The following is a 25,936-nucleotide window of genomic DNA, read 5'->3' on the forward strand; positions in this document are numbered from 1 at the left end:
CGAACCAGAAACAGTCCGGAAGATCGCAACAGGTTTATCTAAACGGGGCCAGTTGTTGGCCCGATTGGTTGGGATGATCGGGGCCCTATGGCGGGCCGCGATTTTGGGGTTAAGGCTGGACGATTATCCGGCCATCAGGCCGCACGATGACTGAGCCGGACCGTTCAAGGTTCGGATCACAATCCACACCCGGTTCGGGGGCGAAATCATCCAGATCCAAAGCACTGCCTTGGGCACCGGTCACCCCCACGGGGCAGGGCGGCAGAGCAGGAACATAAAGCCCGCTGACCTGCGGCGGTGTGATCGGCTTGACCGCCGCGGGCGGCGCAACTGGTGCAAGCGGCTGGGCCACATCGATTAGCGTGAATTCGACCCGCCGGTTGACTGCGGAATAGGGATCCGCAGGATCGCGTGGGTACATCTCACCCCAACCCGCCACTTCAAGACGCCAAGAGGCGATCCCATGGTGACGCATCAGATACCGTTTCACAGCCCAAGCACGGCGATAGGACAGATCCATGTTGTAATCATGGGGCCCACGCGCATCGGTGTGACCGGCAATCAGATAGCGGTGGCTCGCCAATTCGGGCGCACGCAGCGCTTCGCCAAACAAGTCCAGATACTGCCGCGCAGGCGGTGTCAGGAACGCGCTGTCATAGGCGAAATACACCGTGACATCCAAGCTGTAGCGGTAATCCAAGATGATCGGCCTGCGATCAATGATGATCTGGACCGGACGATCAAGGACAACCGGTGGCAAGAAGGCCCCCGGCAAGTGCCCGACCACAGGCGCAGTGGTTTGCCCCGCAATCGGGGCCAATGACCTGATGATGGCCGTGACATTGTCGGCATGAGACCCGTCTATGGGCGATCCGCTAACGATGGCGCTGTTTTGCTCTACTGTGTCGGCGTAGGCCGGTGGCAGTGCCCAAGCAATGAGGGCAAACAACGTTGGTAGTACAGTCAATATTTTGTGCATAGCGGCTCCTCCTGCTGTTATGCATTCGGCTTCCACTCGTTACGTTCACCATTCAGCAGCAAACCGTTTCAAGTTTCGCCGATGTATTCAGTTTACGTTATATCTGGTTTTCTGTATTTGAGGTGGATCAAGGACCTCGGGTGCCGCTATTTTGACGGGGCAATTGTGATCGTCACACTGGCGGAAGACAGCCGAGTGTCCGGCAGGTCTGCAAAAATCGTGTCGATCTGCGCGGCGGTTTTGGTCGCAATTGGGTCAAAGCTGATCCCGCGCAACACCTCTGGCAGATCATCCGTGACATTGCGGGTGGTGGCCATGCATTTTAAACGCTCTTCACCCAGCGTGTCGGCATTGATGCGAAACCGGAACGGATCTTTGCGCGGGTCGGGCAGGGCGTGCAGCACAAAGGGTGTCAGCATGTGCCCGTCGGCAAAGTCCTTGCGGTAAAGGTTGGGCAGGACCTGCGTCACATCCCCGACCGCATCAATATAAAAGCAATACAGCCACACCCGCCGGTCAGCGCGAAAATAGACCACCAGCTCTTCGCCGGGATGATAGACCGGATCGTCGCCTTTGGGCGAGGTCATCAAAATGGCAAAACTGTCGGTTCCTTCGATGTCCGCATCCAAACCGGCGTTGCGCGGCGCGACGGCGATGTCCCCTAGCTGATCGCGGCGCAGGCGGGTTTGCCAACTGGTGGATCCTCCATCGGCGTCCAGCAAGGTCAGGGTCAGGTCGATGACTGTGTCAAAGACCCAATAGGTGCCGCGCAGTTGGTACAAGCCTTCGGATCCGTCGCGATCCGCGATACGGGTCAGCGGGTCCAGATCACGGGCCGACAGGGACGCCCCCAAAGCGGGGCTGAGGTCAAATTCCGGTTCGATGATCTGCAAACTGCGGTCGGTCAGCGTATTGGAAGTGCCTTCAACCAGTGCGGTGATCAAGCGGTCTTGGAAATAGCGGCCAAAATCGGGTTGGGCACCGGACCCTTGGTAGAAAACCCCAACCGGAACCAGGCGGTTCATGTCAGGGGTTTGATCCGCCAAAGCACGGGCAGCATCAGCAAGAGCCGCCTCTAGATCACGTGCTGTATCCACCATCGCCGATGCGGTGACCTGCGCGGGCACGTCATAGCGGGCGGTTTGCGCAATCGTTTGACCGGTGTCCTTGGCAACCGCCTTTAGCGCCAGAGAGACTATTCCATTGCGAAAGGCCAGTTGCGGCAACGCGACGATATCGACCTCTTGATTGGCTGCCTCAAGCGCGGCAACCGGATTGCCGCCCGCATCGCGAAGCGCGCCTGTTTTGTGCAGATAGGCCAGAACCGCGCCGATGCCGTTGCCGTCCATGACGTCAAAACACCCGCCTGATTGGGCTATTAGATTGGCCAGCAAGTCACCATAGAGTTGGTCAGCCGCTGCGGCACTGATGGGTTGGTTTGCGGGGTCAAATGGCCAGATGCCGAGTTTGGCTTTGGTCTCACACACACCCGCCTGAGCTTTGAGAGCGTTGCTGAATTCTGCGGTCAGGTCGGAAAGACTATCGGCCTGCGCCATAGGTGCCGCGTTCAAGGCGGCAGCCAACCCAAGGACCAGCCCAAAACGCTGCGCTTTTTGTGGAATAAAACGATGGATGAAACCCGTCATCGACTCGATCTCCGCTTATACATTCTAATTATATGATGTTTTGGCGGTTGAATCTATGGGGGCGGATTTGAAAGGGCCATTTTGCACCGGCGGTGGGGAACCATGTGCAATAAAAAAGAGCCTGCGTGATGTCTCCGCAGGCTCTGTTCATTCAAAAGGCGCGAAAATCAGGACGCCCGTGCAACCCGAAACTCAAAATCGCGCAGGGTTTGCGGTTTCATTTCGATGGAAAACCCGGGGGCCTGAGGGGCCATATAAGCCCCGTTTTGGACCACGCAGGGGTCAACAAAATGCTCATGCAGATGGTCGACATATTCGATGCGCTTGTTGTCTTTTTCGGTGGAGATCGCCACGTAGTCGATCATCGACAGATGCTGGACATATTCACAAAGTCCAACGCCGCCCGCATGCGGCCACACCGGTAAATCGAACTTCGCCGCCATCAGTTGCACCGCCAACACTTCGTTCAAGCCGCCCAATCGGCAGGAATCGATCTGCACGATGTCGATGGCTTCGTTGGCGATGAACTGTTTGAACAAAATACGGTTTTGACACATCTCGCCTGTGGCAACCTTGATCGGGGCAACAGCCTTGCGGATTTTCGCGTGGCCAATCACATCATCAGGGCTGGTGGGTTCTTCGATGAACAAGGGGCGGGCGAAGTTTAGTGCCTTGACCCATTCAATGGCTTGATCCACTTCCCAAACCTGATTGGCGTCTATCATCAGGTTCATGTCTTCGCCCAGTTCTTCGCGGGCGATGGTCAGGCGGCGAATGTCATCGTCCAAATTTTGGCCGACCTTAAACTTGGTATGGGTAAAGCCTGCTTCGCGGGCCTCGCGGCACAGGTGGCGCAATTTGTCGTCCGAATAACCCAGCCATCCCGCCGAGGTGGTGTAGCAAGGGTATCCTTCGGCCTTGAGCTTGGCGATACGTTCGGCCTTGCCGGGCTCGGCGCGGCGCAAAATGTCTAGCGCTTCGTCTTTGGTCAGGACGTCGGTGATGTAGCGAAAATCGACCAGTTTGACGATTTCCTCGGGGGACATGTCGCCAACCAACTGCCAGACAGGTTTGCCCGCTTCTTTGGCCAGCAAATCCCACACGGCGTTGACCGCCGCGCCGGTTGCCAGATGGATCGCACCCTTGTCCGGTCCGATCCAGCGCAACTGGCTGTCACCGGTGATGTGGCGCCAAAACCGGCCCATATCTGCGCGGATCCAATCCAGATCAAGGCCGACCAACAAGGGTTTGATCGCATGGATGGCGGCGACGCAAATCTCGTTTCCGCGACCGATGGTAAAGGTCAGCCCGTGCCCCTCATGATCCCCATCCGTATGTAGCACCACATAAGCGGCGGAATAATCGGGGTCGGGGTTCATAGCGTCCGACCCGTCAAGCGAGTCGGACGTCGGAAACCTGAGATCATGGGTGCTGAGCCCGGTGATCAAAACCATCAGCCCGCAACCACGGTTTGATGTTGTACGCCAAGTCCTTCGATGCCCAGTTCCATTTTATCGCCGGGTTTCAGATAGACTTCGGGTTTTTGACCCAAACCAACTCCCGGAGGTGTTCCGGTCGAGATCACATCGCCGGGCTGGAGCGACATGAATTGCGACAGATGGGAGATCACGGTTGCGACGTCAAAATGCATGGTGGCGGTTGAGCCGTCCTGATAGCGATGGCCGTTCACCTCAAGGTACATGGGCAGGTTTTGCGGGTCTGCAACTTCGTCGCGTGTCACCAGCCAAGGGCCGATGGGGCCGAAGGTATCGCAAGATTTGCCTTTCACCCACTGTCCAGAACGGTGCAGCTGAAAGTCGCGTTCAGACAGGTCGTTGACGACGCAATAGCCGGCTACATGGTCCAGCGCGTCTTCTTTGCTAACGTATTTTGTGTGTTTGCCGATCACCACACCCAGTTCGACTTCCCAATCGGTTTTGACCGAAGTGCGGGGAATTTCGGTATCATCGTTCGGGCCACAAACAGACGAAGTTGCCTTGAAGAAAATCACTGGCTCTTCGGGAAGGGCCAAGCCGCTTTCGGCGGCGTGATCGGCGTAGTTAAGCCCGATACAGATGAACTTGCCAACATGGCCGACGCAGGCTCCAATGCGCGGCGATCCATCTACAACCGGCAGGCTGGCGGGATCAACGCTGCGCAGCTTATCAAGGGCCGCATCGCCAAGGGTGTCGCCGGCAATGTCATCAATCACGCCGGAAAGATCACGGATCTGGCCATCTGCATCCATCAGGCCGGGTTTTTCAGCGCCAAGCGCGCCATAACGTAATAATTTCATTGTAAGTCTCCTGAATTTAGATTGACCAGCCGCCATCGATTGCGTGGGCTTGGCCGGTTGTAAAGGCGCTGTCGTCACTTGCGAGATACAGGGCAAGAGCGGCGATTTCTTCGGGTCGGCCAATGCGGCCCATGGGTTGGCGGGCGATGAAATCCGTCAGCGCGGTTTCATAATCGCCGGTGTCGCGCAGGCGTCCATGCATTGACGGGCTGTCCACGGTGCCGGGGCAGATGGCGTTGCAGCGAATACCCTTGGCAACAAAATCAGAGGCGATGGCTTTTGTCAGCCCGATCACCGCAGCCTTGGACGCGCCGTAAGCAAACCGGTTTGGAACTCCGATCACAGAAGAGGCCACCGAGGACATGTTGATGATCGATCCGCCGCCATTTTCCAGCATGGCCGGCAGGGTCAGTTTGATCATCCGGTACATCGCGGTGACATTCAGTTCAAAGCTGAAGTCCCAGTCCTTGTCCGTGCAATCCAAAATCGTGCCATTGGCGACAAAACCGGCACAGTTGAACAAGACGTCCAAAGTCGGCAAGTCAGCGGCCGCTGTGGCAACGGCGTCTGCATCGGTGACATCCAAAAAAAGCGGCGTGATGCCGGGCAGGGCGGCCAGCTCGTCCAGTGCGGATTGGTTGATGTCGCTGGCTATGACCTGCGCGCCCTCGGCGGCAAAAAGTTCTGCCGTGGTGCGGCCGATCCCTTGGCCTGCGGCGGTGATCAGGATGGTTTTTCCGGCCAAACGGCCTGAGGTCTGGGTCATAGTTCAATCCACATGAAAGACTTCGGTCATCATCGACCATTGTTCGCCCGGTGCGCGGGTGCTTAGGGGCTGTTGGCACGGGTCTGTCAATGTCCACCATTCAACGGTTTTGGGGTCGTCGGCCATCCGCGCCAGATCGGCAGCGATGTCGGCGCCATGATATTCCCAATAGCCAAATAGCAGGTTTTCCGGTTCACGCAAAAAGATCGAATAGTTGCGGATGTTACTGCCTGCGATTTGTGCCAGCACTTCTGGCCAGACAGCCGCGTGCAGGCGTTTGTAGTCGTCGATCCTGTCGGGTTTGAGCCCGATCAGCATACCCATACGTTGCATTACGCGCCCGCCTTTATTGTCTGGGTCGGGGTCAGTTGATCGATTGCCGTCCAATCCCAGTGAATCCCCAATCCGGGGGTATCAGACGGAATACCATGACCGTCCTCGATCTGCATGGCGCTGGCGGTGATACTGTCCAGCTGCGGAATGTATTCCAGCCATTTGGCATTCGGAATGGCGCAGACCAGCGGCAGATGCAGTTCCATCAAGAAGTGCGGACAAACCATAACGTTAAACGCTTCGGCCAGATGCGCGACCTTGAGCCACGGGGTGATGCCGCCGATGCGCGCGACATCGACTTGCACAATGCTGGCCGCGCCCATCTGAAGGTAATCTTTGAACTGGCTCAGCGAATACATGCTTTCGCCGACAGCAATCGGCACGCTGGTGCGCCGCGCCAGTTCGACATGACCGGCGACATCATCAGCGGGCAGGGGCTCTTCGAACCAGCCGATGCCATGGTCTTCTAACACGCGGGCGCGGCGGATCGCTTCGGATAGGGTAAAGCCCTGATTGGCATCGGTCAGGATCTCATAGCCATCGCCGACAGCAGCGCGCACGGCGGATAGGCGGGCGGCATCTTGGGACAGGTGCTGAGATCCGATCTTGATCTTCGATCCGCGAAAGCCCTGTTCCTGCATGGCCAGCGCATCTTCGACCAAGGCCGATTGTTCCAGATGAAGCCAGCCGCCTTCGGTGGAATACAGCGGAATGCGGTTACGGTTGCCGCCAGCGGCTTTCCACAAGGGCAGACCGGTCTTTTTGCAATGCAGATCCCAAAGCGCGGTGTCGATGGCGGCTAAAGCGAGTGATGTGATCGCCCCGACAGCCGTAGCATGGGTGGAAAACATCAAATCGCGCCAGATATGATCGATCCGCGATGGATCGCGCCCGATCAACTGCGGTGCCAGCGTGTGTTCCAACAGTGCCATGACGGACGGTCCGCCCGTGCCAATGGTATAGGAATATCCCGTCCCGCTGGCCCCGTCGCTGTCGTAGATTGTGACAATCGGGGTTTCCTGGCTGACAAAGCTTTGGATTGCATCCGTACGCTTTACCTTGGGGGCCAGATCAACCATGCGCAATTCGATATGGGTGATAACTGTCATAACATCAGCTCCTTATCGCAGTGCCGCTGGCCGCATCAAAGACGTGGCATTTATCCAGTACAAGGCGGAAAGTCATCTGTTCGCCGGGGCGGACAGGGCGTGGGTTGAACATCTTGGCCTGCACCTCGATCCCGCCAAAGGTTGTGAACAAAATGGTTTCGGTTCCCAGCGGTTCGGTCAAGGTGATGGTTAGATCAACCTGATGGATTTCGCCCACCTCATCAACGGCATGGCCAAGGGGCATCAGGTTATCGGCGCGAAAGCCGAATTGCACATCCTGACCTTCGCGGACCAAGCCGCGCGCGCCAACGGGAACCGGCAAGGACTGCCCATCGGTCAGTTGAATGTTGCCGCCCCTGACGGTGCCATCCACAAGGTTCATCGGCGGCGATCCAATAAAGGTGGCGACAAAGGTATCAACGGGGGTGTTGAACAGCTCCAGCGGCGTGCCGACCTGAACGATATGACCGTCGCGCATCAATACAATACGGTCTGCAAGGGTCATCGCTTCGACCTGATCGTGGGTCACATAGATGATGGTATTGCCGATTTTCTGGTGCAGTTTCTTGATCTCGGCGCGCATTTGGGTGCGCAGCTTGGCATCCAGATTCGACAGGGGTTCGTCAAACAAGAAGACATCCGGGCTGCGGACAATGGCGCGCCCCATGGCAACACGCTGTCGCTGGCCGCCCGACAGCTCCGCCGGTTTGCGGTCCATCAACTCATCCAGACCCAAAATGCCGGCTGCCTGATCGACCGCAGTTTTGATCTGCGCCGGTTCTTGCTTTGCGATATGGAGCGAGAACCCGAGGTTTTCGCGCACCGTCATATGCGGGTAAAGCGCGTAGTTCTGGAACACCATCGAGATGTTGCGTTCGCGTGGCGGCAGGTCATTGACCACCCGCCCGCCAATGGACACCTCACCGCCCGTAATGTCTTCGAGACCGGCAATCATCCGCAGCGTTGTGGATTTTCCGCAGCCCGACGGGCCAACCAAAACGACGAATTCTCCATCAGCGATATCAAGGTCAATGCCGTGGACCGCCTGATGCGCGCCATATTTTTTGACGACATTGGAAAGGGTTACTTCTGTCATTGTCTTATCCTTTGACGCCGCCGAAGGTCAGGCCGGCAATCAGGTGTTTTTGAACAAGGAAGGTCAGGATCAGCGCCGGAATAATCATCAGCACTGCAAGCGCGCACATGCCGCCCCAGTTGATGGTGAATTCAGCGGTGAAATCCAAAAGGCCAACCGGCATGGTTTTCGATCCAACAGATCGGGTCAACTGCGATGCCAATGCAAATTCGTTCCATGAGGTGAGAAAGGCAAAGATTGCAGCCGAGGCGACGCCGGATTTGGCCACCGGAAATTCGACCTTCCAAAAGGCCTGCCAGCGGGTGCAGCCGTCGATCTCGGCGGCTTCGTGCAGTTCTTTCGGGATTTGGCGGAAAAATCCGTCGGTCAGCCAGATCGTAAATGGCACGTTCATCGCAACATAGACCAAGATCAGGCCCAAATGGGTGTCGATCAGGCCGACTTTGGCGAAAACGATAAACAGCGGCAACGACAGTGCCACGCCCGGAACCGCCCGAAACAGCATCAAGCCAACAAAGTAGCCTGACTTGCCTTTGAACTTGTAACGCGCAAAGGCATAGCCGCCGGACATGCCGATCAAGATGGCGATAGCAGTCGAGACGACCGAGATGATGAGAGAGTTGCGAAAATAGCTGAAGACCGGCACGCCGCCTTCGCCGGCACCGCCGAACATGGCGCGATAATGGTCTAGCGTGAAACTCGGGTTCCAGACAGGCGGTTTCGCCATGATCTCGACCGTGGGGCGAAAGGAATTCAGCACGATCCACAGGCCGGGGATGCAGATGATCGCCATGGTCAGGAACAAAGCGGTAAAGTGGAGCGCGGCCAGAATGCGCTTGCGATTGCGGTGGGTTCTATTGCGATCCATGTGGTTATCCCCCCATGCCGATTTCAGCGCGCGCAGCGCTGAGTTTGCGGAAAAAATACACGGTGAAGAAAATCGACAGCAAGATCGACACATAGCCCATGGCGTTGGCCAACCCCATGCGGGCATCGACATAGCCGGTGCGGCTCATCAGGGTCCACAAAAGCTCGGTGCGCCGTGCGGGGCCACCGCCAGTCATGATCTGCACGATGTCATAGGCGCGCGCCACATCGAGGCTGCGGATGGTCATGGCGATGTAGATAAACGGCATGAGGAAGGGCAGGCTGATATGGCGAAAGCTTTGCCATGGGGTGCAGCCATCGACTTTGGCGGCCTCCAGCGGGTCGCGGGGCATGGCGAACAGACCGGCAAGGATCAAGATTGCAAAGACCGATGTGCTCATCCAGATCTCGGCAAAAGCAATCGAGAACATCGCCAGTTTGCCATCCACCAGCCAAGGCAAGGCGACGTTAAAGCCCATGGATTGCAAGACATTGTTCACGAGGCCGATGTTGTCGTTAAAGATGAACTTGAACTGAAAACCGACCAGAATGGGCGAAAACATCATCGGGAACATTAAGACCGTGCGTAGGGTGCGCTGGCCCCAAGTGACCTTGTTGACCAGCAGGGCAATCCCCAGCCCCAAAAGCATTTCAACGTTCAGCGCGATGGTCAGGAATAAAACGGTCCGGCCAAAAGCGGCCCAGAACTTGGCGTCTGTCAGAATTTTTTCGTAGTTATAGGTTCCAATCCATTTCCACAGCGTCGACGGCCGCGTCAGCTTGTACGGGGTAAAGCTGGAATAGAGCGAGAAGATCAGCGGGATCAAAACCACTGCGGCAATCACGATGATCGCAGGCAACAGTAATAGAAACCACTCGGGCAAGCGGCGGCGGGGCATGGGTCACCTATCAGGATCAATGGGGCAATAGCCGGAGGGGCGGGGAGTACAAAGTCGCCCCTCCGGCTGTCGAAATCCGGGGTTTAGTAGTAACCGGATTCGCGCATCAGCTCGTCCACGGCTTCGGCCGCATCATCGAGCGCTTCTTTGACGGTCTTGTCGCCAACAATCGCTGCCTGAAGTTCAGGGAAGACGATATTGGTGCTTTCGCCCCATTCCGGAATAGGCGGCACGGCAAAGGCGTATTCCGCACCCTTGGCAAAGGCTGCCAAAGATTCCGCGCGAAAGGCATCGTCACCGGCTTCGGCGGCGGCAACATTGGCTGTCCATACTGCAGAACGTGTCGGAAGCGAGCCACCGGCAGATTCCGCCAGCTGGCTTTCTTCGCTGGTCAGGAAGGTGACAAGCGAGACAGCCGCGTCTTGGTTTGCGCAATCATTGGTGACCGAAAACCCGTGATGTCCGGACCAACCGGTGCGGGTCACAGAGCCCATGGGCTGTACTGCAACGCCGACATTGCCCGCAGCCTTGGACGATTCCGGATCGTTAAAGAAACCTGCCCAGCCCGGCCAATCAAGGTTAAGCGCAACGGTGCCCGAGGCAAAGCCCTGACCAAGGTCATCCCAGACGTAGCTGGTGGTGCCCGCAGGAACGGCTTTGGCTTCGTACAGATCGACAAACCACTGCAAGGCGCGCTGACCGGCGTCCGAGTTGAAGATCGGTTTTTTATCTTCGTCTAGATAATTTCCGCCTTCGGCAACAACCATCTCATAGAAACGGCCAACGATGGCTTCGTCTTTGCCAGCATATTGGGTGCCGTAGAAATTGGGCGGATCCGCAAAGAAGATCGCCTGATCCTTGACCTGTTCCCAAGTGTCGGGCACGGCCAGATCATAGCCATATTCAGCTTTGAACGCCGCGGCTTTGGCCTCATCCGTGTAGTTCGACTTCAGATAATACAGCACCGAAACGTCAAACTGAGCGCGTGGCAGCATCAACAGCTCGCCGCCAACGGTGGACGCCTTGATATTGCCGGGAACGAATTCACCAACAGTTTCGGCGGCAACCTTGCCTGTCAGGTCAACATAAAGCCCTTCGTACTGTGGGGCAAAAGATGAATGGTTTGATCCGACGCACCATTTTGTGGTGCCGGCTGCCATGTCTGATTTGATTTCTTTGTCGATTTCAAAGTGGCTCTTCTTTGAAATGATTTCGACTTTTGCACCGGTCGCCGCCTCCCAGTCGGCGATGCGGCCATACAAGCCTTCATACTGCTGTCCACCGATCAGTTTGGCTTCGATTGTGACGCCATCAAAGCTTCCGTAGTCAGCGGCCAAAGCCGATTCGGCGACGGTCGTAATTGCCGTGGCTGCCAGTAAGCCACTTAAAATATTAGAATTTCTCATCACTTCCTCCCAATTTCGTGGTTGGTGTCCACGATTTCTCGCTGTTGCGATATTCGAATATAAATCAATTATTCAAAAATAAATCAAGCTTGACAGTGAAGGTTGTTTTCGTGACCCTGAATGATGTGAATGCGAAATTGAGGAAACGCTATGGACGACACCGGTGAGAAATATCGCGCTCCGGCCTTGGAAAAAGGGCTCGATATCATCGAGTTGTTGGCAGACCACGGCGAAGGCATGACCCAAGGTGAGGTGGCCAAAGCGCTGAACCGGTCCCAAAGCGAAATTTACCGCATGCTGTCGACACTGGTGCGGCGCGGGTATGTATCGCGGACGCCAGCGGGGGACCGTTACACACTCAGCCTCAAGATGTTCACGATCAGTCAACGTCATTCGCCGATTGGACGGGTGATCGAAGCGGCTTTGCCGATGATGCGGGCGGTGACGCGCAAAGCCTGGCAATCGTGTCACTTAGGCATGGAAAGCAACGGCGATATTGTGATTGTCGCCTCAGCGGAATCCCCTGGAAATTGGGGACTTGCCTTAAGATCGGGCACGGTGGTGGGGTTGTGGAACACCGGGACGGGGCGGGTCTTGGCGGCCTTTCGATCAAACGAAGAGGTGGACGGATTGATCGCAATCCACCGCCGCGCCATTGGCGAGCCCGAGCTGGACCGTGCCGAATTCAACAGCCATTTGGACAGGATCCGCCGCGTCGGTTATGAACGAATGCCATCGGCCACAACGATCGGTGTGACCAACATTTCGTTCCCGATATTTGGTCCGTCCGGAGAAATCGCGGCGGCGCTTAGCTGTCCGTATTTGAAGCGGGTCGATGATCATGTGGTTCCGAGCGAAGCGGAAATCGTCAAGATGTACGGTGAAATGGCGGCCGAGCTGACAACGCTCTATTGCGGCGGCACGCCCTACAAACGCGAGACAGAAAAATGAAGCTGACAAAGCGGCAGATTGGCCAGACCGGCCTGATGGTTCCAACCTTGGGTTTTGGCGGCGCGCCTTTGGGCGGATTGCTGGGGGCCGTTGATGCTGATGAGGCCGCGCTGACCTTGCGCAGCGGTTTTGACAGCGGAATGCGCTATGTCGATACCGCGCCGTTCTACGGGTTTGGCCGGTCTGAACGGTTGATCGGGGACGGGCTGCGCGGGCGTGACTATATCCTGTCGACCAAGGTTGGCCGGTTGCTGGTCCCCGGCGCGGCCGAGGATCCCGCCGCCATGGGTTGGCCCGACGCGCTGCCGTTCCATCCGGTATATGACTACAGTTATGACGGCATTATGCGGTCCGTTGCGGATTCACTGCAACGTTTGGGTCTGGACCGGATCGACATCTTATATGTGCATGACATCGGTGAATTGACCCATGGTGTGCAAAATGCGGGCCATTTCCGGGATCTTGCCAAAGGCGGCTATCGGGCTTTGGATGAATTGCGAGTGTCTGGCGTGGTCAAGGCGATCGGGCTGGGTGTCAACGAAGAACAGGCCTGTCTTGATGCTTTGGACATCGGGGATTGGGATGTGTTCTTGTTGGCGGGGCGCTACACTCTGCTAGAGCAGGGGTCGTTGACCGGACTGATGCAGATCTGCGCGGATCGCAATGTATCAATCGTGCTCGGCGGGCCGTTCAACTCTGGCATTCTGGTCGGTGGCCGCACGTGGAATTACAGCGAAGCCCCGCAAGAGGTGATCGACAAGGTCGCCGCATTATCCGCATGCTGCGCAGAGTATGACGTGCCATTGCCCGCTGCGGCACTTCACTTTCCACTGGCCCATGCTGCGGTGGCGTCGGTCATTCCGGGGCTGCGCAGCCGCAAGGAACTGGCCGCGACCCAAGAGTGGATTCGCACAGATATCCCGCCAGCGCTTTGGGCCGATATGAAGGCCAAAGGCGTGCTTGATCCCCAAGCCCCCGTTCCGGGTGAAAACCTGTATCGCGCCGGTTGAACGCGCCAAACGCGCCCCATACATCATTATTGGCCTGTTTTCCTTAGGGGACAGGCCCTGCATGCCAAAAGCAGCTTGCGCGGGCGGGCGTGCATGCTAGAAGAGCGCAGATTTATTCATGTGCTGGGGTGCGACGCGCCACGGCCAAGCCGAAAAGAGGACGAAGCATGCAGGTCACCGAGACCCTGAACGAAGGCTTGAAGCGCGGTTATTCGATCGTCGTATCAGCCGCTGAGCTGGACGAAAAAGTCACTGCCAAGCTGGTAGAAGCGCAGCCCGAAGTTGAGCTGAAGGGCTTTCGCAAGGGCAAGGTCCCTATGCCATTGCTGAAAAAGCAGTTCGGCCAGCGCCTGATGGGCGAAGCGATGCAAGAAGCCATCGACGGTGCCATGAACAAGCATTTTGAAGACAGTGGCGATCGTCCTGCGTTGCAGCCAGAAATCAAAATGACCAACGATGACTGGAAAGAGGGCGACGACATCAACGTCGACATGTCCTACGAAGCATTGCCCGTTGTTCCGGAAATCGATCTGTCGGTCATCGCAGTCGAAAAACTGGTTGTCAAAGCAGACGACGCAAGCGTTGACGAAGCGCTGGCTTCTTTGGCCGAAACCGCTCAGGATTTCGAAACCAAAGACGGCGCAGCTGAAGATAAAGACCAGGTTGTCATCGACTTCTTGGGCAAAGTTGACGGCGAAGCCTTTGAAGGCGGCGCGGCTGAGGATTACCCTCTGGCCCTCGGAACCGGTTCCTTCATTCCGGGTTTCGAAGAGCAGCTGATCGGTGTCAAAGCCGGCGACGAAAAGAACGTTGAAGTCAAATTCCCCGAGGAATATGGCGCGGAAAACCTGGCCGGCAAAGACGCTGTGTTCGAGGTCAAAGTCAAAGAAGTCAAAGCGCCCAAAGCTGCTGAGATCAATGACGAGCTGGCCACCAAATTCGGTGCCGAAGACCTTGATGGCCTGAAGGGTCAAATCCGTGAGCGTCTTGAAGCTGAATACACTGGTGCCGCACGTCAGGTGATGAAGCGCGCAATGTTGGACAAGCTGGACGATCTGGTTTCCTTCGATCTGCCGCCGTCGCTGGTCGAAGCCGAAGCTGGCCAGATTGCGCACCAGCTGTGGCACGAAGAAAACCCCGACGTTCAGGGCCACGACCACGATCCGGTTGTCCCAACAGACGAGCATAACAAACTGGCCGAACGCCGCGTGCGTCTAGGCTTGTTGTTGGCCGAACTGGGTCAGAAAGCCGAAGTTGAAGTCAGCGAAGCGGAAATGACTCAAGCGATCATGAACCAGGCGCGTCAGTACCCGGGTCAAGAGCGCCAGTTCTTTGACTACGTCCGTGAGAACCCGCAGATGCAGCAACAGATGCGTGCGCCGATCTTTGAAGACAAAGTGATCGACCACATTGCTGAAAAAGCTGAAGTGACTGAAAAAGAGATCTCCAAAGACGATCTGCAAAAAGCAGTTGAAGCGCTCGACGACGAGTAAACGTCTGTTGATTGAATTGGGAAAGAGCCGCCTATTCGGGCGGCTCTTTTTTTGTGTACGGCGTCGGGGCAGGGCTTAGGAGGCGAGAGATTTTCGGGGCATATCCGTCTGCACCGTCCAGGGCGCGCTTTCTGAGCTGGTTGTATGAAACGAAGCCACCTGATTGCTGAGTTTTTGACTGTCCCCTTGCAAAGACTTGCTGATGTCAGCCGTTTCCAAAACCATGGAAGCGTTGCTTTGGGTCACATGATCCAGCTCGGACACTGCGCTATTGATCTGCGACAGGGTTGATGACTGCTGGATCAAGCTGCCCGATATCTCTTTGATGTTTGACGAAATGACACCGACCTCGTCAAAAATTTGGTTTAGCTGGTGGCTGGTCCGTTCGACCAATTCGACCCCCTCAGATACATGTCCGGTGCTTTCATTGATAAGTTTGGTGATGTCGCGGGCAGAATCGGCCGAGCGTTGCGCCAAGGCCCGCACTTCGGTCGCAACAACGGCAAACCCGCGGCCCGCTTCGCCAGCGCGGGCGGCTTCTACTCCAGCATTGAGCGACAAGAGGTTCGTTTGAAACGCCAGATCGTCGATTACTGTGATGATCTGAGAAATCTCACCAGCCGAAGTTTCGATCCGGCCCATGGCTTCGGTAGCGTCTGCTACGACACGTCCGCTGTCTTGTGCCGCCAATCGGGTGTTGCTGGCGATGTCGTTAACGTTGCGAGCGTTTTCAGCGGCGGCCGTGGCGTTCGAGGTCAGCTGTTCGATCGCGGCAGCGGTCTGTTCAAGCGTTGCTGCTTGGGTCTCGGTGCGTTTGGATAGCTGATCGGAGGATTGACGCATCCTATCACTGCCTTGGCTGATGGTCAGATTGGCCGCCTTCACTTGCGATACGAGGAATTGTAACTGATCAAGCGCATCATTAAAGGCCGCAACCAGCAGTTGGATATCGGGTAGCTCTGATTGGTCTAATCGAAAAGACAGGTTTCCATCTTTCAAAGCATTCAATCCGGCAGCGACAGAATCAATTCCAGCCTTGCGGTCGGTCACATCGCTGGCAATCTTGATGACCTGTGAAACTTCGCCAGCGGCATCTATTACAGGGGCATAGGTGGCCTGAATCCAGATTGTTGTGCCGTCTTTTCGGAGCCTCGGAAACTGATCCGTAAATGATTTTCCGTCGCGCAAACCCGTCCAAAATTGGGTGTATTCGGCGCTGTGACCATAGTCTTGGTCCACAAACATCGCATGCTTTTGGCCGTGAATTTCCTGCAATTCATAGCCCAAGGCCGATTGAAAGTTTTTGTTTGCATGTGTGATTGTGCCATCGGGCTTGAAGTAGATGACTGCCTGGGACTGTTCAATCATCTGCAAGAGAGCCTGCTCATTGTCCGTAGGCTGTTCGTGATTTTGGCGCTTTTTGCCGAAAAAATTCATTTCTAATCCTCGTTGTAGGCTACCAGCATCGGGTGGGAGACACTGGAAACTGCCCGCAAATGGTGACCAATTTACTAAAGGAATATTTGAAACTATCCTTTCGGGGAAATTTTCCTTGCTGTAACTTTATCAGCCATCCTTGTCGCATCATCCAACCACGGCATGGCCTCGGTTTTGCAAACAGCGAATGACGATATTGCGCTGTTCGGTTTGGCTGGCATCCTGTGCAGCTGCGGCTCCGGCAACAGCTCCGATACCCGCACCCGCCAATACGGTCTCAGAGTCGCTGTCTTCGTCAAGCGCGCCAAAAATCGCCCCGCTGGTGGCCCCAATGACCGCACCCGCTGCGCCGACCCCCTGTTGGGTTGTTTCCGCGAGATGTTTGCATGATTTGAGGTCGACGCCGAACATCGCGTTGCGCGGTCCGTCGACAATGTAATCGCGCTCTATTGGCGGGGTGCAAGCTGCCATCGCCATCGCGTTGATAAGAAGAATGATTTTAAAGTTTTCCATATCGGTATACCTAGATGAAGTCAGATTGTTTGATCCGTGGACGTCATCTAGCCAATGGTGCTGCGATCAGGAATTGACTGTTTGTGCATAGACATCAGACCAAATTGCATGGGCCAAGGAACTGAAGTCTGATTTACCACCTCGAAAGATTTGTCGTGCTAACTGACCCTGAATGATTTTGCCAACCCTCTGTTATTTGGCCAGTTAGGATGTTTTGAATGCCACGCAAATACCCGACATATCCGTATATTGAACCTGTCACCTGCGGTAAGTCGGATGAGGAAATTGCCTTGATTGTGCGAAAGCTCACGGCGCAAAACCCTGAACTCTCGATGCAAGACGGCGGCCCGCTGGATTCGCTGTGCCGCGCGTTGGAGGTCGACGTTGAGTATTCGGATCAACCAAATGAGGTGCTTTTGGATGTTCCGCTGGCCCGAAATGCTGTGATCTATTTGGCAAAGGATGCCAAAACGCGGCACGACCGTTTGGCAACCGCGACGGGGCTTGGCCACTGGCTTTTGCATGTGCCACCCACCCGCAAGGCGCACCCTGACTTTGGCATTCAAGCACTTTATGCGCCAACAAACCCTGATGCATTCCAAGAGGCACGGCGCTTTGCCTTTGCGCTTTTGATGCCGATCGAGGCGTTCAAGAGCTTGTGGTATGAGGGCGGGGGGCAGTTGACGGCTGAAACATTGAATGTGCCGACACAGTCGGTTTATGACCGGGCAAAGACGTTGGAACTGTCGTAAACATTTGGCAAGAAGGGACGGGCTGGGCCTTTTGTTCTATGTGACAAGCAACAAGAAAAAGGCCGCCAGAGCGATGCTCGGGCGGCCTCAAACTTGAATTGTCCAAAGACAGATTAGTCTTCGGATGTCTCTTCAGCGTCTTGAGCCGGAGCGTCGTCGCCATCTTCATCGGCGGCGGAGCCCAAATCGTCAAACAACTGGGACACTTCGAATTCAGCTTGCGCTTCTTCTTCAGCGGCCAGTTCTTGGATCGACTTACCCGAGGCTTGCAGTTCTGCTTCTTCAACAGAGCGTGCAACGTTCATTTGGATTTGAACGGTCACTTCGGGGTGCAGAACAACATCAAGGGTGTGTAGACCCAAGATTTTGATTGGATCGATGATCACAACCTGCTTGCGATCAATCGAGAAGCCTTCTTCGGTGGCAACTTCGGACGCGTCACGGGTGGTGACCGAACCATACAGGTTGCCGCCGTCAGACGCAGAACGAATCACGATGAACTGCTGTCCATCGAGCTTCTCTCCAAGCGCTTCGGCTTCTTTTTTGGTTTCCAGGTTGCGCGCTTCAAGCTGTGCTTTTTGGGCGTCGAACTGAGCGATGTTCTCTTTCGAGGCGGTCAGTGCTTTGCCTTGCAGCAGCAGGAAGTTACGTGCGTAACCGGCTTTGACGTCAACGACTTCGCCCATTTGGCCCAATTTGGCCACACGTTCCAGAAGGATAACTTTCATTGTCAGTTCTCCTTATTTCACAGCATATGGCAGCAGAGCGAGGAAGCGGGCGCGTTTGATGGCTTTTGCCAATTCACGCTGCTTTTTCGCAGACACTGCGGTGATACGGGAAGGAACGATTTTGCCGCGCTCAGAGATGTAGCGTTGCAAAAGACGGGTGTCTTTGTAATCGATCTTAGGTGCGTTGTCGCCCGAGAAGGGGCAGACTTTGCGACGGCGGAAAAACGGTTTTGCAGCCATGGTTTAGCTCCTCTTCTTGGGGTTAGTCGCGTGGGCGACGTTCGCGGCGGTCGCTGCGTTCGTCACGTTTTTGCATCTGAACCGAGGGACCTTCGGCGTGCTCGTCGACGCGGATGGTCATGATGCGCATTACGTCATCATGCAGACCCATCAGGCGTTCCATTTCCTTTACGGCCGGTGCAGGTGCATCGGTGCGCAAGAAGGCATAATGGCCCTTACGGTTCTTGTTGATTTTGTAGGCCATCGTTTTGACACCCCAGTACTCGGATTCAACGACTTTACCGCCGTTATCCGCAAGCACTGTGCCAAAATGTTCGACTAGGCTTTCAGCCTGCGCGTTGGACAAGTCCTGACGCGAAATGAAAACATGCTCATATAGCGGCATGTGCACTCCATTTATATCTAGGCGTATTTCAAAGGGCCGGGCGCTGATCCTTCCGCCCCAACCCACGAGAGACTACGCGGTTCAAAACAAATTGCGAAAGGATGGCTCCTTCTACACGGTTTTATCTGCCGCGCAAGGGCCGCGGCACCGCTTTGTCCGGCATATCCCGTGTGGCCTGAAAGGACGCCTGCAAATTCCCCTGAACGCGCCCAATTTACGTCATTTTTTAACGGAATTCTGGAAGAGTTGAAACAAGGGACACCAGTTATGGAAATCGCAATGGCACAGCTCGCAAAACAAGATCCGACTATGCAGGTTCCATCGCGGCTTGTTCAGCGGCTGCTTTTGTCTTTGTTTGGATGTTCGACAGGTGTTGCGGCATTGGGAATTTGGATAGTCTCTGGCGTTGCCGCAGATCCGGTGATGTTGATGATCAAATTGGGTGTCTCGTTGTTGATGCTTATAATCGGTCTAAGTTGCCTGATGCTCGCACGGGAATGAAACGGCGATCTCGCGGTTTTGTGATTGTGCGAAAAAACACTAACCGTGTTGGAAATGCGGTAATTGTGCACAGCCCCCGATAGGTTAGCTCCTTGGTGTAGATGATACGCACACAAGGAAACCGCGATGAAATCTTTGCTTTTGGCCGCCGCTTTGACCGCAGCCCCAATGGCGGCACTTGCCGCTGACACATATACACTGGATGCAAGCCACAGCCAGATTGTCTTTAGCTACAATCATTTGGGCTATTCGACCAGCTACGGGATGTTTTCCGGGTTTGAGGGCGAAATCAAATGGGACCGCGAAGAAGTAACCAATTCATCTGTCACCGTTGCCTTTCCTGTGCGCAGCATGCTGACCGGATGGGAAGAACGCTTTACACATTTCATGTCACCTGACTTTTTCGACGCTGCCGATGATGAAATGGTCAGCTTTGCTTCAACGGGCATCGAAGTCACCGGCGATACAACCGCGAAGATCACTGGAGAGCTGACATTGAATGGCGTGACCAAGCCGGTTGTTTTGGATGCGACGTTGAACCAAGAGGGCGATCACCCGATGGCGGGCAAGCCTTGGGCCGGTTTTGATGCAACAACAACTGTGGTTCGGTCGGAATTCAATCTGGGGGCCTTTGCGCCATACGTCAGCGACGAAGTCCAACTGATGATCTCGGTTGAGGCGATGAAAGCGGAATAAGCTCTTTCAGCGAAGCAAACGAAAAAGGCCCCCGCCAGTTCTTGGTGGGGGCCTTTTTTGTGGACGGGTGTTACGGGCGGGTTGCTGTCAGCGACAAAGCCACATCCACGGCAAAGCCAAGCTGGCCTGCGTCTTGCATTGCCTCACCAATACCAAAGGCCCGGCGATCCAATGTGACCATTCCAGTCATAGTGGCCGTGTTCCCGTCCAGTGTCAGTTCGAACGGGAAGGCAACGGGAACATCTTGGCCGCGCAGGGTTAGGGTGCCGCTTGCCTGATGCACGCCGTCCACGCGGCTGAGCGTTGCGGTAAACCTGGCTGTCGGAAACTTTGCTGCGTCAAAATAGTCACCGCCAAGGGCCTGCGCAGTGACGGACCCAAGGGATACAGACGCAATGGCGATTTCGACATCGACCTGTCCCAGATCCGCATCATCGCCTTCAGGCTCATACCGGATCGCAGCGGTCCAATCTGAAAACTGGCCGGAAACCGCATTGCCGAATTGCTGGACTGTCAGGTCAATCGCACCGCTTTCAACATTCCAGTCAGAGGCAACCTGCGCCAATTCCGCAGGCGCAGCTGCCGGGTGTTTGGCAAACAGTCCAAGGCCAGCGCCAATGCCAATGGCCCCGATCCAGACCACCAAGGCCGCAACAACCGGTTTCAAACCCAAGGGTTCATGGGGTTTGGGGACGGTGAGTGTGTGGGTCTCGCCGGGCAACATGCGCGCCAAGGTTTGATCACGGTCCCAAACGGCATGCTTCAAAGCCCCGCCGATGTGCAAAATCAAGGAGATCACCAAGACACGTTCGAAAATAATGTGCATGGCCGCTGCGATTTCGGCCAGTTCCGGGCTTTGCGGTACAAACGGCAGGTTTTGTCCCAAGGGCCACAGGATCGGAGCAAAACCTGATGTGGCGGCATGTTCAATCCATCCGGAGATTGGAACCAACAAAAGCGACCCATACAGCAGCTTGTGCACGGTTTCGGCGGCGAAATGTTCAAGCATGCGGTCGGGATGCAGCGGGGCCGGTTTCGGTTGGCTCATTGCCCACACGATCCGCAAGACAGCAACTGCAAATACAGCAATGCCGAGCGTTTTATGGGCCGAGAACAGCTGAACCTTCCAGGCAAGTGCGTCTGGCCCGTCTTGGGGGGCTCCATTTGCGATGATGCCAAGGGGGATCATCACCATGATCCCTGCGGCGGTGAGCCAATGCAGGATTTTGGCAGCGGAGCCATAGCGGGCGGCGGAATTGTGTAACGGCATGAGGGGTGTCCTATCAGCGGGGCTGTACTGGTCATACCCTCCGCTGCGTTTCGCGCAATCTGTGCCAATGCACAGCAACGGTGCAGGGCACGCGTATCATGGATGCTGCATTGTATTCAGGCATGGCCGTTGCACGAGAGGCTTCAGGATTGTAAGGGCTTGGGTCAGGATAAGAATAAATTAAGGAGACAGGCATGACCCGCGCTTTCATCTTCCCCGGGCAGGGGGCACAATCCATCGGGATGGGCAAGGATTTGGCAGAGGCCTATCCACAAGCCCGCGCTGTGTTCGACGAGGTCGATGAGGCCCTTGGTGAAAAACTGTCTGATCTGATCTGGGACGGCGATATTGCCGATCTTACCCTGACTGCAAATGCCCAACCGGCTTTGATGGCAACATCAATTGCCGCTATGCGGGCGCTCGAAGCAGAAGGTGTTTCGATTGAGGCTGCGTCTTTCGTTGCGGGCCATTCGCTTGGCGAATATTCGGCGCTGACAGCGGCCGGGGCTTTGACGGTTACCGACGCTGCAAAGCTGCTGCGCGCGCGCGGTCTGGCGATGCAGGCGGCGGTGCCTGTGGGCCAGGGGGCGATGGCGGCTATCCTTGGTCTTGATCTTGCAGCAGTGCGCGATGTGGCCAGCCAGGCGGCACAGGGCGAGGTTTGTGCGGCGGCTAATGACAATGATCCGGCACAGGTTGTGATTTCCGGCTCGAAAGCGGCGGTTGAACGCGCGGTTGTGATTGCCAAAGAAGCCGGTGCCAAACGGGCACTTTTGCTGCCCGTAAGCGCGCCGTTCCATTGCGCTTTGATGGAACCTGCTGCTGAGGCAATGGCCGAAGCGCTTGAGAGGGCTCAGATTTCAGCGCCAACCGTGCCACTTGTGGCCAATGTTGTGGCCGAAGCTGTCACCGATCCGGCGATGATCCGGTCATTGTTGGTTGATCAGGTCTGCGGGTCTGTGCGCTGGCGCGAATCTGTTGAATGGATGGTGGCCCATGAGGTGACCGAATTCTGGGAAATCGGCGCGGGCAAAGCGCTGTCCGGCATGGTAAAACGCATCCACCGCGGTGCTGCGCTGCGCAATGTCGGTGCCGCTGCGGATGTGAAGACCGCTGCAGAAAGCCTGAACGGCTGAGGCGAGCGCAAAACTTTTGGGATAAAAGTTTTGTAAAAGTTTTAGGTAAAACTTTTGCGCCCGTGGATGGGGCAGAGGAAGGACAAGAAATGTTTGATCTTACTGGTAAGTGCGCTTTGGTGACCGGTGCTTCTGGCGGTATCGGTGGTTCTATCGCCAAAGCGCTGCATGGTGCAGGCGCAACTGTGGGCCTGTCTGGCACCCGAACAGAACCGCTTGAGGCTTTGGCCGCAGAACTGGGCGAGCGTGCTTTTGTATTGCCATGCAACCTGTCCGATGCCGATGCTGTGAATGCATTGCCAAAACAGGCGGCCGAAGCGATGGGATCCGTTGATATTTTGGTCAACAACGCCGGCATCACCCGTGACAATCTGTTTATGCGCATGTCCGAAGACGAATGGCAGAGCGTTATCGACGTGAATCTGACGTCGACATTCCGGCTGTGCAAAGGCGTTATGCGCGGCATGATGAAATCGCGTTGGGGCCGGATTGTGAATATCTCTTCCATCGTTGGGGCAACCGGCAATCCGGGGCAGGGCAATTATGCCGCTGCCAAAGCGGGCATGATCGGCATGTCCAAATCATTGGCCTATGAAGTGGCATCGCGCGGTATCACAGTAAACGCAGTCGCCCCCGGCTTCATTGCCACGGCAATGACGGACAAGCTGAATGACGATCAAAAGTCTGGCATCATGGGCCAGATTCCCGCAGGCCGGATGGGCAGCCCCGAGGAAATTGCAGCCGCAGTGTTGTATCTTTCCAGCAATGAAGCCTCATATACCACCGGTGCGACGTTGCATGTGAACGGCGGCATGGCCATGTTGTAACCACTGCGCCAAACAGGCAGCGGCGTTGGAAAGCATTTGCCATCGCCTCAGCCTGTGTTATAGGCGCGCAGGAATAGGTTTGGGCAGATTCCATCTGGCCAGACTGGCCCGGCGAGCCGGGGGACGAGCCGCCCGAAAGGGCAATCCATGCCACCCCGGCTTGGGGATAGGGTAAACGGGCCAAATGGCCTGCTAGAAGTGAGGAAAGAATATGAGCGACATCGCAGATCGCGTTAAGAAGATCGTTGTTGAGCACCTGAGCGTGGAAGAAGACAAGGTCACTGAGGCCGCGTCTTTCATCGACGATCTGGGCGCAGACAGCCTCGACACCGTTGAGCTGGTTATGGCCTTCGAAGAAGAGTTCGGCATCGAAATCCCGGACGACGCGGCAGAGACCATTCAGACGTTTGGCGATGCGGTTAAGTTCATCACAGAAGCGTCTTAAGCGCTACGTGTGACAGAATTACGAAACGGCGTCCCTTCGGGGGCGCCGTTTTTCGTTTCTGCGCGCCAAAGGATTGGGGCACCAATGAGCAGACAGGTGCCAAGTCAATAAACGTCATGAAAAAGCCCTCTCGAAAGAGAGGGCTTTTGTCGTTTCAATGTTGCCGTTCAATGAGCGGCGCAGGTTCAGCCGTCAAAATCGACTTCTTCGACCAGTTTCAAGGCTGTGGCGCGGTGGCCGGCAACGGTCATGAGATTGACGCTGTCCGCGTCGAAGGACCCCCAGCTTTTGACCAGATCTACCGCTTCTGAACCCGGTGCGATGGGGTATTCGAAATTCGCCTCTGCATAGATTTCCTGAGCCATTGGCGATGACAGGAATTCCATCATTTTCAAAGCATTCTCGGGATTTGGGGCGGATTTGGTCATTGCGACGCCAGAAACATTGACGTGGGTGCCAGCGTCTTCGAAGGTCGGGAAGAGCACGTTGACCGAATTGGCCCATTCTTGCTGTTCGCTGTCGGACAGCATTTTTCCCATATAATAGGTGTTGCCCAAGGAAATATCGCATTCGCCGGACCAGATCGCCTTGACCTGTGCGCGGTCATTGCCCTGAGGTTTGCGCGCGAGGTTAGACTTTACACCTTCAAGCCAGGTCTTTGTTTCTTCTGCGCCGTGGTGTTCGATCATCGCCGAGACCAGACCGATGGTATAGGCGTGGGTGCCGGAACGGGTGCAAATGCGGCCCTTCCATTTTGGATCGGCCAGATCTTCGTAGGTGGTGACTTCGCCGTCGGCAACACGATCCTTCGAGGCATAAACGATGCGGGCGCGTGTGGTCAGGCCCCACCAATGTCCGTCGGGATCGTGGTAGATGTCCGGCACATTGGTGGTCAGGACATCAGATGTCACGGGCTGGGTCAAACCGGCGTTCACCGCCGCCGCAAGACGCGAGATATCAACCGTAAAGATCAAATCCGCAGGGGAGCGTTTGCCCTCGGCCTGAAGGCGTTCAATCATACCCTTGTTCAAAAACGCGACGTTCACATTGATGCCGGTTTCAGCGGTAAAGGCATCGGTCAGGGGCTGAAGCAGCGCCGGTTCACGATAAGAATAGATGTTGATTTCTTCCGCAATCGCAGGGGCGGCAACGGCCAGTGCAGTCAGGGCGGTGGTGAGGCGCAAGAACATTTGGTTCTCCAGTAAGATACAAAGTTTGTCTGCCGGTTTTTTAGCCTGACTAAAACAGTCAGGTCAATACCTGATTGGGTTAGTCGGGTTTAAATTATTGAAAGGGTCACGTCGCTTTTTCGGCCCGTTTTGCGGCGTCCCAAAGCGTGTCCATCTCTGCAAGATCGCTGTCGCTTGGCGCTTTGCCCATGGCCTGCAGCTGCGCCTCAATGAATTCAAACCGGCGGGTGAATTTGGCATTGGCGGCCCGCAAAGCGGCCTCGGGGTCTATTTTCCAGTGTCGGGCAAGGTTTGCCATGACAAACATCAAGTCGCCGAATTCCTCGAACCTGTCTTCGGGGGTTGGGGCTTCTTGTACCTCCAAGACCTCCTCGGCCAGCTTATCAAGAACCTCATCGGTGCTTGGCCAATCAAACCCGACACGTGCCGCGCGGTTTTGCAGTTTAACCGCCCGCATCAAGGCTGGCAGCCCCATAGCAACCCCGTCAAGAACACCGGATTGGGCCTTGGATGCGCGCTCCGCTGCTTTGATTTTCTCCCAATCGACAGTTTGCTGATCTGCGGATTTATCTGGGTTTTCATCCCCGAAAACATGCGGATGACGCGACACCATTTTGTCTGACATGGTGTCGGCTATATCGTTGAATTCAAAATATCCGGCTTCTGAGGCCATTTGCGCGTGAAACACCGATTGGAACAGCAAGTCTCCCAACTCGCCTTTCAGCTCGTCCCAAGCTTCGCGTTCAATGGCGTCGGCGACTTCAAAGGCTTCTTCAATGGTATAGGGGGCAATGGTCGCAAATGTCTGTTCCAGATCCCAAGGGCAGCCGCCATCCGGATCGCGCAACCGGCGCATGATTTCCACAAGACGCGGCATGCCGCCTTTTGGATCATGGACCAAGGTGTCAGAGGCGGCTTTCGTCAGGTCGGTCATTGCATATCCCCGTGGTTTTGCGTCAACAAGA

28 protein-coding genes are annotated in these 25,936 nt (G+C 55.8%); 9 read left to right on the forward strand and 19 right to left on the reverse strand.

Annotated elements, in window-relative coordinates; genetic code table 11:
- Positions 1–109 precede the first annotated feature (109 nt).
- The 11 genes from C8N36_RS00875 to C8N36_RS00925 form a co-directional block, all read right to left on the reverse strand.
- Positions 110–979 carry an OmpA family protein gene (locus C8N36_RS00875; RefSeq protein ID WP_097802833.1) on the reverse strand — a complete coding sequence of 290 codons (870 nt, stop codon included), beginning with the start codon at positions 977–979 and terminating at the stop codon, positions 110–112.
- A gap of 146 nt (positions 980–1,125) precedes the next feature.
- On the reverse strand, positions 1,126–2,625 hold the full coding sequence (locus C8N36_RS00880) for a DUF4384 domain-containing protein (protein WP_097802832.1): 1,500 nt from the start codon (positions 2,623–2,625) through the stop codon (positions 1,126–1,128).
- Positions 2,626–2,792: 167 nt separating this feature from the next.
- Positions 2,793–4,079: an L-fuconate dehydratase gene (locus C8N36_RS00885; protein WP_097802831.1), complete on the reverse strand. Its 1,287-nt coding sequence runs from the start codon at positions 4,077–4,079 to the stop codon at positions 2,793–2,795.
- Positions 4,079–4,921, reverse strand: a complete 843-nt coding sequence (locus tag C8N36_RS00890) for a fumarylacetoacetate hydrolase family protein (protein ID WP_097802830.1) — start codon at positions 4,919–4,921, stop codon at positions 4,079–4,081. Before C8N36_RS00890 ends, C8N36_RS00885 begins: the two co-directional genes overlap by 1 nt.
- Before the next feature lie 16 nt (positions 4,922–4,937).
- Positions 4,938–5,687, reverse strand: coding sequence for an SDR family oxidoreductase (locus C8N36_RS00895; protein ID WP_097802829.1), 750 nt, complete (start codon positions 5,685–5,687; stop codon positions 4,938–4,940).
- Positions 5,688–5,690: 3 nt separating this feature from the next.
- Positions 5,691–6,020 carry an L-rhamnose mutarotase gene (locus tag C8N36_RS00900; protein WP_097802828.1) on the reverse strand — a complete coding sequence of 110 codons (330 nt, stop codon included), beginning with the start codon at positions 6,018–6,020 and terminating at the stop codon, positions 5,691–5,693.
- Complete coding sequence (locus tag C8N36_RS00905; RefSeq protein ID WP_097802827.1) at positions 6,020–7,129, reverse strand: mandelate racemase/muconate lactonizing enzyme family protein; 1,110 nt, start codon at positions 7,127–7,129, stop codon at positions 6,020–6,022. Before C8N36_RS00905 ends, C8N36_RS00900 begins: the two co-directional genes overlap by 1 nt.
- A gap of 4 nt (positions 7,130–7,133) precedes the next feature.
- Complete coding sequence (locus C8N36_RS00910; RefSeq protein WP_097802826.1) at positions 7,134–8,225, reverse strand: ABC transporter ATP-binding protein; 1,092 nt, start codon at positions 8,223–8,225, stop codon at positions 7,134–7,136.
- A gap of 4 nt (positions 8,226–8,229) precedes the next feature.
- Positions 8,230–9,093 (reverse strand): carbohydrate ABC transporter permease, encoded by an 864-nt coding sequence (locus C8N36_RS00915; protein WP_097802825.1) that lies wholly within the window; start codon positions 9,091–9,093, stop codon positions 8,230–8,232.
- Positions 9,094–9,097: 4 nt separating this feature from the next.
- Positions 9,098–9,991, reverse strand: a complete 894-nt coding sequence (locus C8N36_RS00920) for a carbohydrate ABC transporter permease (RefSeq protein WP_097802824.1) — start codon at positions 9,989–9,991, stop codon at positions 9,098–9,100.
- 83 nt (positions 9,992–10,074) lie between these two features.
- Positions 10,075–11,397, reverse strand: coding sequence for an extracellular solute-binding protein (locus tag C8N36_RS00925; RefSeq protein WP_097802823.1), 1,323 nt, complete (start codon positions 11,395–11,397; stop codon positions 10,075–10,077).
- A 150-nt stretch (positions 11,398–11,547) separates the two neighbouring features.
- Here C8N36_RS00925 and C8N36_RS00930 point away from each other — a divergent pair, with 150 nt between their 5' ends.
- From C8N36_RS00930 to tig, 3 genes are all read left to right on the forward strand, one after another.
- Positions 11,548–12,348: an IclR family transcriptional regulator gene (locus C8N36_RS00930; protein ID WP_097802822.1), complete on the forward strand. Its 801-nt coding sequence runs from the start codon at positions 11,548–11,550 to the stop codon at positions 12,346–12,348.
- A complete protein-coding gene (locus tag C8N36_RS00935; protein ID WP_097802821.1) occupies positions 12,345–13,358 on the forward strand; it encodes an aldo/keto reductase in 1,014 nt (337 codons plus the stop codon). The genes C8N36_RS00930 and C8N36_RS00935 overlap by 4 nt, the downstream gene beginning before the upstream one ends.
- A gap of 167 nt (positions 13,359–13,525) precedes the next feature.
- Positions 13,526–14,851 (forward strand): trigger factor, encoded by a 1,326-nt coding sequence (gene tig, locus C8N36_RS00940; RefSeq protein WP_097802820.1) that lies wholly within the window; start codon positions 13,526–13,528, stop codon positions 14,849–14,851.
- Between the two features lie 75 nt (positions 14,852–14,926).
- Here the strand turns inward: tig and C8N36_RS00945 are convergent, their stop codons facing one another.
- On the reverse strand, positions 14,927–16,288 hold the full coding sequence (locus tag C8N36_RS00945) for a methyl-accepting chemotaxis protein (RefSeq protein WP_097802819.1): 1,362 nt from the start codon (positions 16,286–16,288) through the stop codon (positions 14,927–14,929).
- A 147-nt stretch (positions 16,289–16,435) separates the two neighbouring features.
- Positions 16,436–16,801, reverse strand: a complete 366-nt coding sequence (locus tag C8N36_RS00950; RefSeq protein ID WP_097802818.1) for a glycine zipper family protein — start codon at positions 16,799–16,801, stop codon at positions 16,436–16,438.
- Positions 16,802–17,019: 218 nt separating this feature from the next.
- Between C8N36_RS00950 and C8N36_RS00955 the strand changes: the two genes are divergently transcribed.
- Complete coding sequence (locus C8N36_RS00955) at positions 17,020–17,553, forward strand: ImmA/IrrE family metallo-endopeptidase (protein ID WP_097802817.1); 534 nt, start codon at positions 17,020–17,022, stop codon at positions 17,551–17,553.
- A 113-nt stretch (positions 17,554–17,666) separates the two neighbouring features.
- On the opposite strand, the gene rplI is transcribed toward C8N36_RS00955, so the two are convergent.
- The 3 genes from rplI to rpsF are packed head-to-tail and all read right to left on the reverse strand — an operon-like array spanning position 17,667 to position 18,906.
- Positions 17,667–18,281 (reverse strand): 50S ribosomal protein L9, encoded by a 615-nt coding sequence (gene rplI, locus C8N36_RS00960; RefSeq protein ID WP_097802816.1) that lies wholly within the window; start codon positions 18,279–18,281, stop codon positions 17,667–17,669.
- Between the two features lie 12 nt (positions 18,282–18,293).
- A complete protein-coding gene (gene rpsR / locus C8N36_RS00965) occupies positions 18,294–18,521 on the reverse strand; it encodes a 30S ribosomal protein S18 (RefSeq protein ID WP_097802815.1) in 228 nt (75 codons plus the stop codon).
- Positions 18,522–18,543: 22 nt separating this feature from the next.
- Positions 18,544–18,906, reverse strand: coding sequence for a 30S ribosomal protein S6 (gene rpsF / locus C8N36_RS00970; RefSeq protein ID WP_097802814.1), 363 nt, complete (start codon positions 18,904–18,906; stop codon positions 18,544–18,546).
- 279 nt (positions 18,907–19,185) lie between these two features.
- On the opposite strand from rpsF, the gene C8N36_RS00975 reads away from it, so the two are divergent.
- Both C8N36_RS00975 and C8N36_RS00980 read left to right on the forward strand, forming a co-directional pair.
- Positions 19,186–19,407: a hypothetical protein gene (locus C8N36_RS00975; RefSeq protein ID WP_141467924.1), complete on the forward strand. Its 222-nt coding sequence runs from the start codon at positions 19,186–19,188 to the stop codon at positions 19,405–19,407.
- Between the two features lie 126 nt (positions 19,408–19,533).
- Positions 19,534–20,103, forward strand: a complete 570-nt coding sequence (locus C8N36_RS00980; RefSeq protein WP_097802812.1) for a YceI family protein — start codon at positions 19,534–19,536, stop codon at positions 20,101–20,103.
- 70 nt (positions 20,104–20,173) lie between these two features.
- On the opposite strand, the gene C8N36_RS00985 is transcribed toward C8N36_RS00980, so the two are convergent.
- A complete protein-coding gene (locus tag C8N36_RS00985; RefSeq protein WP_097802811.1) occupies positions 20,174–21,373 on the reverse strand; it encodes a cytochrome b/b6 domain-containing protein in 1,200 nt (399 codons plus the stop codon).
- 194 nt (positions 21,374–21,567) lie between these two features.
- Here C8N36_RS00985 and fabD point away from each other — a divergent pair, with 194 nt between their 5' ends.
- The 3 genes from fabD (at position 21,568) to C8N36_RS01000 (ending at position 23,781) form a co-directional block, all read left to right on the forward strand.
- Positions 21,568–22,509, forward strand: a complete 942-nt coding sequence (fabD, locus tag C8N36_RS00990) for an ACP S-malonyltransferase (RefSeq protein WP_097802810.1) — start codon at positions 21,568–21,570, stop codon at positions 22,507–22,509.
- Between the two features lie 89 nt (positions 22,510–22,598).
- The gene (fabG, locus tag C8N36_RS00995; RefSeq protein ID WP_097803007.1) at positions 22,599–23,336 is read left to right on the forward strand and encodes a 3-oxoacyl-ACP reductase FabG; all 738 of its coding nucleotides are present in this window, start codon (positions 22,599–22,601) and stop codon (positions 23,334–23,336) included.
- Between the two features lie 211 nt (positions 23,337–23,547).
- On the forward strand, positions 23,548–23,781 hold the full coding sequence (locus C8N36_RS01000) for an acyl carrier protein (protein WP_097802809.1): 234 nt from the start codon (positions 23,548–23,550) through the stop codon (positions 23,779–23,781).
- A gap of 185 nt (positions 23,782–23,966) precedes the next feature.
- Here the strand turns inward: C8N36_RS01000 and C8N36_RS01005 are convergent, their stop codons facing one another.
- Positions 23,967–24,971 carry a Fe(3+) ABC transporter substrate-binding protein gene (locus tag C8N36_RS01005; RefSeq protein WP_176527058.1) on the reverse strand — a complete coding sequence of 335 codons (1,005 nt, stop codon included), beginning with the start codon at positions 24,969–24,971 and terminating at the stop codon, positions 23,967–23,969.
- A 106-nt stretch (positions 24,972–25,077) separates the two neighbouring features.
- Positions 25,078–25,905: a nucleoside triphosphate pyrophosphohydrolase gene (gene mazG / locus C8N36_RS01010; RefSeq protein ID WP_097802808.1), complete on the reverse strand. Its 828-nt coding sequence runs from the start codon at positions 25,903–25,905 to the stop codon at positions 25,078–25,080.
- Positions 25,906–25,936: the final 31 nt, after the last annotated feature.

This window comes from Pelagimonas varians (assembly GCF_003208435.1).
Taxonomy (GTDB): Bacteria; Pseudomonadota; Alphaproteobacteria; order Rhodobacterales; family Rhodobacteraceae; genus Pelagimonas; species Pelagimonas varians.